General features: G+C 43.4%; 6 protein-coding genes and 1 tRNA gene. 6 read left to right on the top strand and 1 reads right to left on the bottom strand.

Annotated features, from left to right (window positions below; all coding sequences use genetic code 11):
- Nucleotides 1–251: 251 nt before the first annotated feature.
- A complete protein-coding gene (locus DDR33_RS16495; protein WP_109416902.1) occupies nucleotides 252–3,281 on the bottom strand; it encodes a glycosyltransferase family 117 protein in 3,030 nt (1,009 codons plus the stop codon).
- A 462-nt stretch (nucleotides 3,282–3,743) separates the two neighbouring features.
- Here DDR33_RS16495 and DDR33_RS16490 point away from each other — a divergent pair.
- The 6 genes from DDR33_RS16490 to DDR33_RS26725 form a co-directional block, all read left to right on the top strand.
- A tRNA-Gln gene (locus DDR33_RS16490) sits at nucleotides 3,744–3,814 on the top strand.
- Between the two features lie 50 nt (nucleotides 3,815–3,864).
- A complete protein-coding gene (locus tag DDR33_RS16485; protein WP_109416901.1) occupies nucleotides 3,865–4,815 on the top strand; it encodes a ribose-phosphate pyrophosphokinase in 951 nt (316 codons plus the stop codon).
- Between the two features lie 42 nt (nucleotides 4,816–4,857).
- Entirely contained in the window at nucleotides 4,858–5,433 is a 576-nt protein-coding gene (locus DDR33_RS16480) for a 50S ribosomal protein L25/general stress protein Ctc (protein ID WP_109416900.1), read from the top strand.
- 193 nt (nucleotides 5,434–5,626) lie between these two features.
- On the top strand, nucleotides 5,627–6,190 hold the full coding sequence (pth, locus tag DDR33_RS16475) for an aminoacyl-tRNA hydrolase (protein WP_109416899.1): 564 nt from the start codon (nucleotides 5,627–5,629) through the stop codon (nucleotides 6,188–6,190).
- Nucleotides 6,191–6,210: 20 nt separating this feature from the next.
- Nucleotides 6,211–6,555 (top strand): ArsC family reductase, encoded by a 345-nt coding sequence (locus tag DDR33_RS16470; RefSeq protein WP_109416898.1) that lies wholly within the window; start codon nucleotides 6,211–6,213, stop codon nucleotides 6,553–6,555.
- A 119-nt stretch (nucleotides 6,556–6,674) separates the two neighbouring features.
- A partial coding sequence (locus tag DDR33_RS26725) for a M1 family metallopeptidase (RefSeq protein ID WP_162302652.1) occupies nucleotides 6,675–7,992 on the top strand: 1,318 nt, incomplete at its 3' end.

Below are 7,992 nucleotides of genomic sequence, written 5' to 3'. Positions count from 1 at the left end.
ATTGTGTTATTGGATTGCGGGAGAAGGGATCTTTGTGTGGGATTCGCGGTCAGTTTTTGAACAGCGAGATGATCGAATTTCTACAGGCGAAGTAGTGAAGTAGTGGCCGATACAGGTTCTTGATCATAAGGGATTTTAATATTGAAGTTTTAAGTATAAAAAAATAAGCTGTCTCATTCGAGACAGCTTATTTTTTTATACGAATTATTTAAGAGCTGAAAGCCGATTGCTGACAGCTGAAATCCAGTAATTTAAAAATTAATCGGCAATTTGGATTTCAATGCTGTAAACTTGCTTTTAAGATTAGCATTCAATGCAGTTTGCTTATTGTCTTCCGTGATCTTTATCAGCTCATTCAGGATGGAAATTCCCAGCTGGATATCGTTCATGGCAAAGCTCTGGTTGCCCGAAGAGGCTTCTCCTATGTAGGTTAACTCCTTATTGATGAAGTCTGCTGTCTGAGTAACTAGGGTGTTCGCTTTGGCTGTTTCATTTACCTTATAGAGGAGGTCTGCTGTGTAATAACGGTGTAATACAAAGTAGAACAGGTAGTTTCTGTCTGGAATTACCTCAAGAGATTTGTTCATTACTTTTCTGGCTTCTTCCGGTTTGCCTTCTTCGAGCAGCTTTTGCGCGAGGCTATTGAAGCTTTTGATTACTGTGGCAATCATTCTGGTTGATTCAGGATCAAGATAGGAGGCCTTTTTCATATTGCCCCACTTGAACTTAGTCATCATATTATTGTACATCTGCTCTGAATTGAGCCTTTCTGGTTCGTCTTGTGCTGCGGAATCCTGCTTGGCTGCTTTCAATGGCAGCAGGCGATAGGCGAAGCCTTCATTATAAAGGTATTTTTCGAGACCGATGTAGTTGCTTGATGGTACTGTAACCGCAAAATAAATAGGCCTCTTCCAGTCGTTGTGAGCCAGAATGTCGATCATTGCGAGTTCTGTTTTGGTAACGTAGCCTTTGTTATAAGTCCACTGCATTGCCGGAGCGATACTATCCCGCATGGACTGGCTCACCGTTTTGGTGCTGATCACCTGGTCAGGATTTATCGTGATTTTGAAATTCTTTGTTGGAAGAATGTTTTCACGGCTGCCATCCTGCATAGGAAGCTTGTCGTTTTCATCATCTGAAGTCAGAACTTCAAAGAGACTTTTCAGTTCCAGCGGTTCAGCCAGATTATAATCATAATAACGTATGACATCCCTTACCCCCTGAACATATTTACTGTCATTCATTGTGATAGGTAGAGGATCAGAATTATTGATCTTGTCTTTCATCTGGCGGATATACCAGTCTGTGCCAAGTAAGCTCAGGTTGACGATCCGCACATCAGGGCGAACGCCTTCAACTTCCTGCGCATACCACAGCGGATAAGTGTCATTATCTCCATACGTGAAGAGAATGGCATTCGGCGCACAGGATTCCAGGTAATCTATAGCGAAGTCACGTGTTGTAAATTTAGTTGAGCGGTCATGGTCATTCCATTCTTCTTTTGCCATTAGAACGGGTCCTGCAAGCAGGCAGACCACAGTAGCAATCAGGCCTGCCGACTGTGGAGAGATCTTTTTACGCAGCCAGTCGGCAATGGCGGCTACCCCCATTCCAATCCAGATCGCAAATGCATAAAATGATCCTGCATATGCGTAGTCACGCTCTCTTGGCTGAAGAGGGTTCTGGTTCAGATACAAAACAATAGCCATACCTGTAAAGAAGAACAGCAATCCTACTACACCGGCATCCTTTTGGCTTCTTGAAAAATGCCATACTGCTCCGAGTAAACCCAGGATGAACGGAAGGCAGTACAGGCGGTTGTATGCTTCGTTTTCCGTAATGCTTGGAGGTAAGTTATCCTGAGAAGCTCCCAGGTGCCAGGCATCCAGTGGTTTGATCCCTGTTATAAAATTGCCCGAGGTATTGTTTCCATGTCCCTGATCGTCATTTTGTCTTCCGGCAAAGTTCCAGAAGAAATAGCGGGCATACATAAAGCCCGTTTGATAAGAGAATAAAAATCCAAGATTCTGGGCAAAGCTGGGCGATTCGTTCTCGCTCATACGCATCCATTCACGGTAGAAAGATACGTGCTGCGGATCATCGCTGTACATTCGCGGAAGCAATGTGTTACGGTCGTAGACGGCGTCGTATTTCTTTCCGGCTATTTCGTATTTTTTGTCACCTTTCCTGTAGATATTACCGCCCTGATTGTAATCAGTTACTTTTGAATCGAAATACTGGCCGTAAAGCAGCGGCCTGTCTCCGTATTGTTCCCGGTTCAGATAGCTGAGTAGAGCAAATGCATTATCGGGGTCGCTGTTATTTAATGTAGGATTCGCCTTGGCCCTGATGATGATCATGGCAAATGAGCTGTATCCCAGAATAATAAAAGCGGTACAGAGAAGGCCCATATTAAGCATGTACTTCCCTTTCCTGATAGAATAGATAATTCCATATGTTAACCCGCCGATCACCAGCACTGCAAATACAAATACGCCGCTTCCGAAACCGAGCCCGATAGAATTCACAAAGAAGAGATCGAAGTATGCGGCCCACTTGACCAGGTACTGGATAATTCCGTACTGCACGATGCCCAGGATTACGATACCTATAAACAAAGAGAGCAGGGTGCCCTTTGCCGTTGGGTTTTTATATCTTCTGAAGTAATATACCAGCGCAATAGCAGGGATCGCCAGGAGGTTAAGAAGGTGTACTCCGATCGAGAGCCCCATAATGTAAGCGATGAAAATGATCCATTTATCGGCATGGGGTTCGTCGGCATGTGCATCCCATTTAAGAATAGCCCAGAATACTACGGCAGTACAAAGTGACGACATGGCATAAACCTCTGATTCAACGGCTGAGAACCAGAAGGTATCTGAGTAGGCATATGCCAGGGCTCCTACAAGACCGGATCCGATCACGGTGATGACTTTGGCTGCAGATAATTGTTCTCCAGGTTTCCATACGATTTTCTTTACGAGAGCCGTTATGGTCCAGAAAAGGAAAAGGATAGTTGCGCCGCTGGAAAGAGCCGATCCAACGTTCATCCAGAAAGCCACCCGGGTTTGGTCGGATCCTGCCAGAAGAGAGAATACTTTTTGCAACATCAGGAACAGTGGTGCCCCAGGTTGGTGTACAATCTGCAGTTTGTAGGCCGCAGCGATAAATTCTCCGCAATCCCAGAAGCTGGCTGTTGGTTCTGCTGTTAAAATATACGTGGCAGAAGCAATAACAAAACAAAGCCAGCCAAAGAGGTTATTAAGCTTATTGTAATTCATAAAATATTACTGTTGCAATATGAAGCCCGAAAATAGTGATTAGTATTGAAATAGCAACGCGTAATATCTCTCAATTTATATGTGAAGTCTGTTAATATATGTTAAATCTATTTGATTATGAGTTAGTTGCTGGTGGATGTGTATCCGCTTTTCTTTTGGGTATACGCAGGAATTAAGGAGAGATGGCGGGAAGTATCAATGAATCTTTACCATGTACTCATTAAAAAGTGCGTTTTGATAGCCTTTTTCATGTGAACCGCCATGTCAAAACTCAGCGAATGCAGGGCTCGGTAAAACATATCCCGGCGTGCTTTAACTGTTAAGTTGTTTGTTTATAAGCAGCTGTAAAACGATTTTAAGTGCGGTTTTTGTCCCTTACGAAAATTTGAAAAATGTTTTGAATTAATGTTTAATCGCCCTATATTTGCATTCCGTTTTGCGGAAGTAAAGTAAACGGTAAATTGCCCGATAGTATAAAGGTAGTACGACAGATTTTGGTTCTGTTTGTCTAGGTTCGAATCCTGGTCGGGCAACGAAAAAAGTTCGGGTTTTAAAGCCAATCGGAAAGCCGAAAAATTAGAGAATGTCACTCCACCAAATAAATCCTGTTAAGTTATTTGCCGGTTCCGGGACAACCGAACTTGCTGCCAAGATTGCAAAATCGTATGGCAAAGAATTAGGCGATGTAGTTCTTTCTCACTTTAGTGATGGTGAGTTTCAGCCATTTTACAATGAGACCATCAGAGGCTGCAATGTTTTTCTGATCCAGTCAACCAATCAGCCGTATGATAATCTGATTGAACTGCTTCTGATGATCGATGCGGCTAAGAGGGCTTCTGCTCATTATATCACTGTTGTAATGCCGTATTTCGGTATGGCCAGGCAGGATAGAAAGGATAAGCCGAGAGTGGCTATCGGGGCAAAAATGGTTGCTAACCTGATAACAGCTGCCGGGGCGCACCGTATTATGACCATGGATCTGCATGCAGCACAGATACAGGGATTCTTCGATATACCTGTGGACCATCTGGATGCATCGGTCATATTTGTTCCTTATATCAAGAGCCTCAATCTTCCGAGATTGACTATTGCTTCTCCTGATATGGGTGGTTCTTACAGGGCACGGTCTTTTGCGAAGTTCTTCAATGCTGAAGTTGTTATTTGTGATAAAAGAAGAAAGCGCGCGAATGAGATTGAATCAATGTCTATTATCGGTGATGTTACCGGGCAGGACATCGTTCTGATCGATGACATCTGTGATACTGCGGGTACTCTGGCGAAAGCTGCAGGCCTGATCATGGAAAACGGAGCGAGCAGTGTAAGGGCTGTATGTACGCATCCTGTTCTTTCAGGTAAGGCGTATGAAACGATAGAGAATTCGGCATTGACCGAACTGATCATTACAGATACAATTCCTTTGCAGCGCCAGTCTGATAAAATAAAGGTGTTGTCGACAGCAGACCTTTTTGCACATGCAATCAGTATTGTTGATGAACATGGTTCGATCAGTGATCTGTTTAGTGTAGAAGATTAGGTGTTTTAATAAAGTAAATTTTTAATTTAATATATATTCATTATGAAAACTATCGCTATTAGCGGTTCCCGCAGAGGGAGCGTAGGGAAACGCGATGCAAAAGAGCTGCGTTACGAAGGTAAAGTGCCTGCAGTTCTGTATGGCGGCAAGGAACAAACTCATTTCGCAGTAGATGTAAGCGCATTAAAGCCTCTTATCTATAGTGCTGATGTTAGTTTTGTTGAAATTGAGGTGGATGGTGTGAAAACTAAATCTATTATCCAGGAAGCTCAGTTTCACCCGCTTACTGAACAAATTCTTCATGTTGACTTTTATCAGCTTTCAGAAGACAAGCCTGTTGTAATGCAGATCCCTGTAAAATTAACCGGAACTTCTCCTGGTGTGAAGATGGGGGGAAAGCTTGTTCAGAAACTTCGCAAGCTTCGTGTTAAGGCTCTTCCGAAGGATATGCCTCAGTATGTTGAAGTGAGCATCGAGCCTCTTGAAGTTGGTAAATCAGTTCGTGTCCGTGATTTGAAATTCGATCAGTTTGCAATCACTAATACACCTGAAGATACTATTGTATCTGTTACTACTTCACGTGCGTTAAGGCAAGCAGAACAGGACGCTAAGAAATAATTTCCTGTTTAAAAGCGTATTTAAAAGGGAAGGCCTTCAGAAATGGAGGCCTTTCTCTTTTATTATAAATTGTCAGGTCATCGTTTGAAAAGATGACTGCCATCGTTATATTCTGTATTAATCTAAATGTGTTTAACCTGTCTTTCGGGGAAGTGCATTTCACATTTTCATCTCCTAAGTTTACATTTGCCCCATGAAATACCTGGTTGTTGGTCTTGGTAATATTGGACCTGAGTATGCTGATACCCGTCATAATATTGGTTTTATGATCGCGGATGCAATGGCAAAGAAAGCCGGAGTCGGTTTTTCGAATCTCAGGCTGGCTTATTACACTGAAATAAGCTTTAAAGGCCGGAATATTCATTTGATTAAGCCGACTACTTTTATGAACCTAAGCGGAAAGGCAGTTAATTACTGGATGCATGAACTAAAGATCCCGGTAGAAAATATATTGGTGATTGTTGACGATCTGGCAATCCCGTTTGGTTCTGTACGCCTTAAGCCTAAAGGCAGTAATGCCGGACATAATGGGTTAAAGAGTATTGAATCTTTAGTCGGAGGGCAGCATTACCCAAGACTAAGATTTGGAATCAGTGATAATTTTCCGAGGGGCAGACAAGTTGATTATGTGCTCAGTGCTTTTGATAAAGATGAGCAAGCTGAACTTCCGGCCCTGATTGAAAGATCGATCGAAATGATCGAAAGTTTTGTTTCTGTTGGAGCAGAGATGACTATGACCAGGTTTAATAAGAAATAAAATAATTTTATGTTTGGCCTATGATAGTATATGGCATTAAAAATTGCGATACAGTAAAGAAGGCATTGAGCTGGCTTGAAAACCATGGTGTTGCTTATGAATTTCATGATTTTAAGAAGCTTGGCATCTCTGAGGAAAAACTTAAGGAATGGTCATCTCTGCTTGGCTGGGAAGCGCTTTTAAATAAAAGGGGAACAACCTGGAGGAAACTAGATCCTTCGGTTCAGAATTCTATCACTTCTGAAGATGCCGCGCTGCAACTTATGCGTATACAAACAAGTGTCATTAAGCGGCCGGTGATCGAGTCGGGGAATCAGCTCCTTCATGGATTCGATGAAGAACTTTACACACAAAAGCTGCTCTGATCAGATTTAATCTTTTAAAGCCACAACAAAAGGCTGCCCGCCATCGTTGTTGTAAATCATTACATAAAACTCCTGCTGTTATCCGGATATCTGGACGAATGCAGGGATTGAGGTATAATATGTTGTACAGACGGGTTATTTTTTCCAGCATCCTGCTGGTTTTGCTAACTGAATTTTCTTTAAAGGCACAAAGTACAGATGGCTACTACAGCAATGTGCCGGCGGAGAGTATCTATGATTATAATGAGGCGTTCGGGAACGATTTTTATACCCGTAACGGAAACGAATACCGCTCTGCTTCCGGAAAGCCCGGCCCTGCTTACTGGCAGAATCAGGCTGATTACGAGATCTCAGTAAGGCTTAATGAACAGAAAAACGAGATTTCGGGGGCCGAAATAATAACCTATACCAATAATAGTCCGGATGAACTGGAGTTTTTATGGTTGCAGCTTGATCAGAATCTCTTTAGAAAGGACTCCCGCGGTTCTGCTATCCTACCCTTGTCCGGCAGCCGTGGCAGCAGCAAATCGCAGGATTTTGATGCAGGCTTCAGGATCCGTACAGTTAAGCTTGTGAAGGGTGACGGGGCGGAGCAGGAGCTTTCGTGTGTAACGGAAGATACCAGGATGCAGCTGATCCTGCCGGAACCCCTTAAGTCTAAGGGGAACAAAATCCGGATTAAAATTGAATACCAGTTCACCGTCCCTTTTTATGGGGCAGACCGGACGGGCATCATGGAGACAAGCAGTGGAAAGATATTTACGATAGGACAGTGGTACCCGAGGATGTGTGTGTATGATGATATCCGGGGGTGGAATGTGGCGCCCTATACAGGCTTGTCTGAGTTTTATCTTGAATACGGAACATTCGACGTGCGTATTACCGTCCCTTCCAGTCATATAGTGGTCTGCTCGGGAGAATTATTAAACGAGAAGGATGTGTATACTCTAAGGCAGCAAAAGCTGTTGAATGATGCGCGGCGTAGTGACCAGACTATAACCATCCGGTCGGAGAAAGAGGTAAACGATCCTAAATCCAGGCCGGGAGGAAAAAATGAACTTACCTGGCACTTTAAAATAAACAATTCGAGGGATGTAGCCTGGGCAACATCAGCATCTTTTATTCTTGATGCAGCCAGAATCAATCTGCCAGGCGGTAAGGCTGCCCTGGCTGTTTCTGCCTACCCGCAGGAATCGGCTTCTCATAATGGCTGGAGACGGTCGACAGAGTATGTGAAAGCTTCGGTTGAGCATTATTCAGCTAAATGGATGGCTTATCCTTATCCTATGGCAGTCAATGTTGCTTCTAACGTAGCGGGGATGGAATATCCGGGTATTGCTTTTTGCAACTGGAAGGAGAAGGGGGCTATGCTGTGGGATGTAACAGATCATGAATTTGGACACACATGGTTCCCGATGATCGTGGGGACTAACGAGC

Origin of the sequence: Pararcticibacter amylolyticus (assembly GCF_003130405.1) — a bacterium.
GTDB classification, from domain to species: domain Bacteria; phylum Bacteroidota; class Bacteroidia; order Sphingobacteriales; family Sphingobacteriaceae; genus Arcticibacter; species Arcticibacter amylolyticus.
This window is presented reverse-complemented; position numbering and strand designations above follow the sequence as displayed.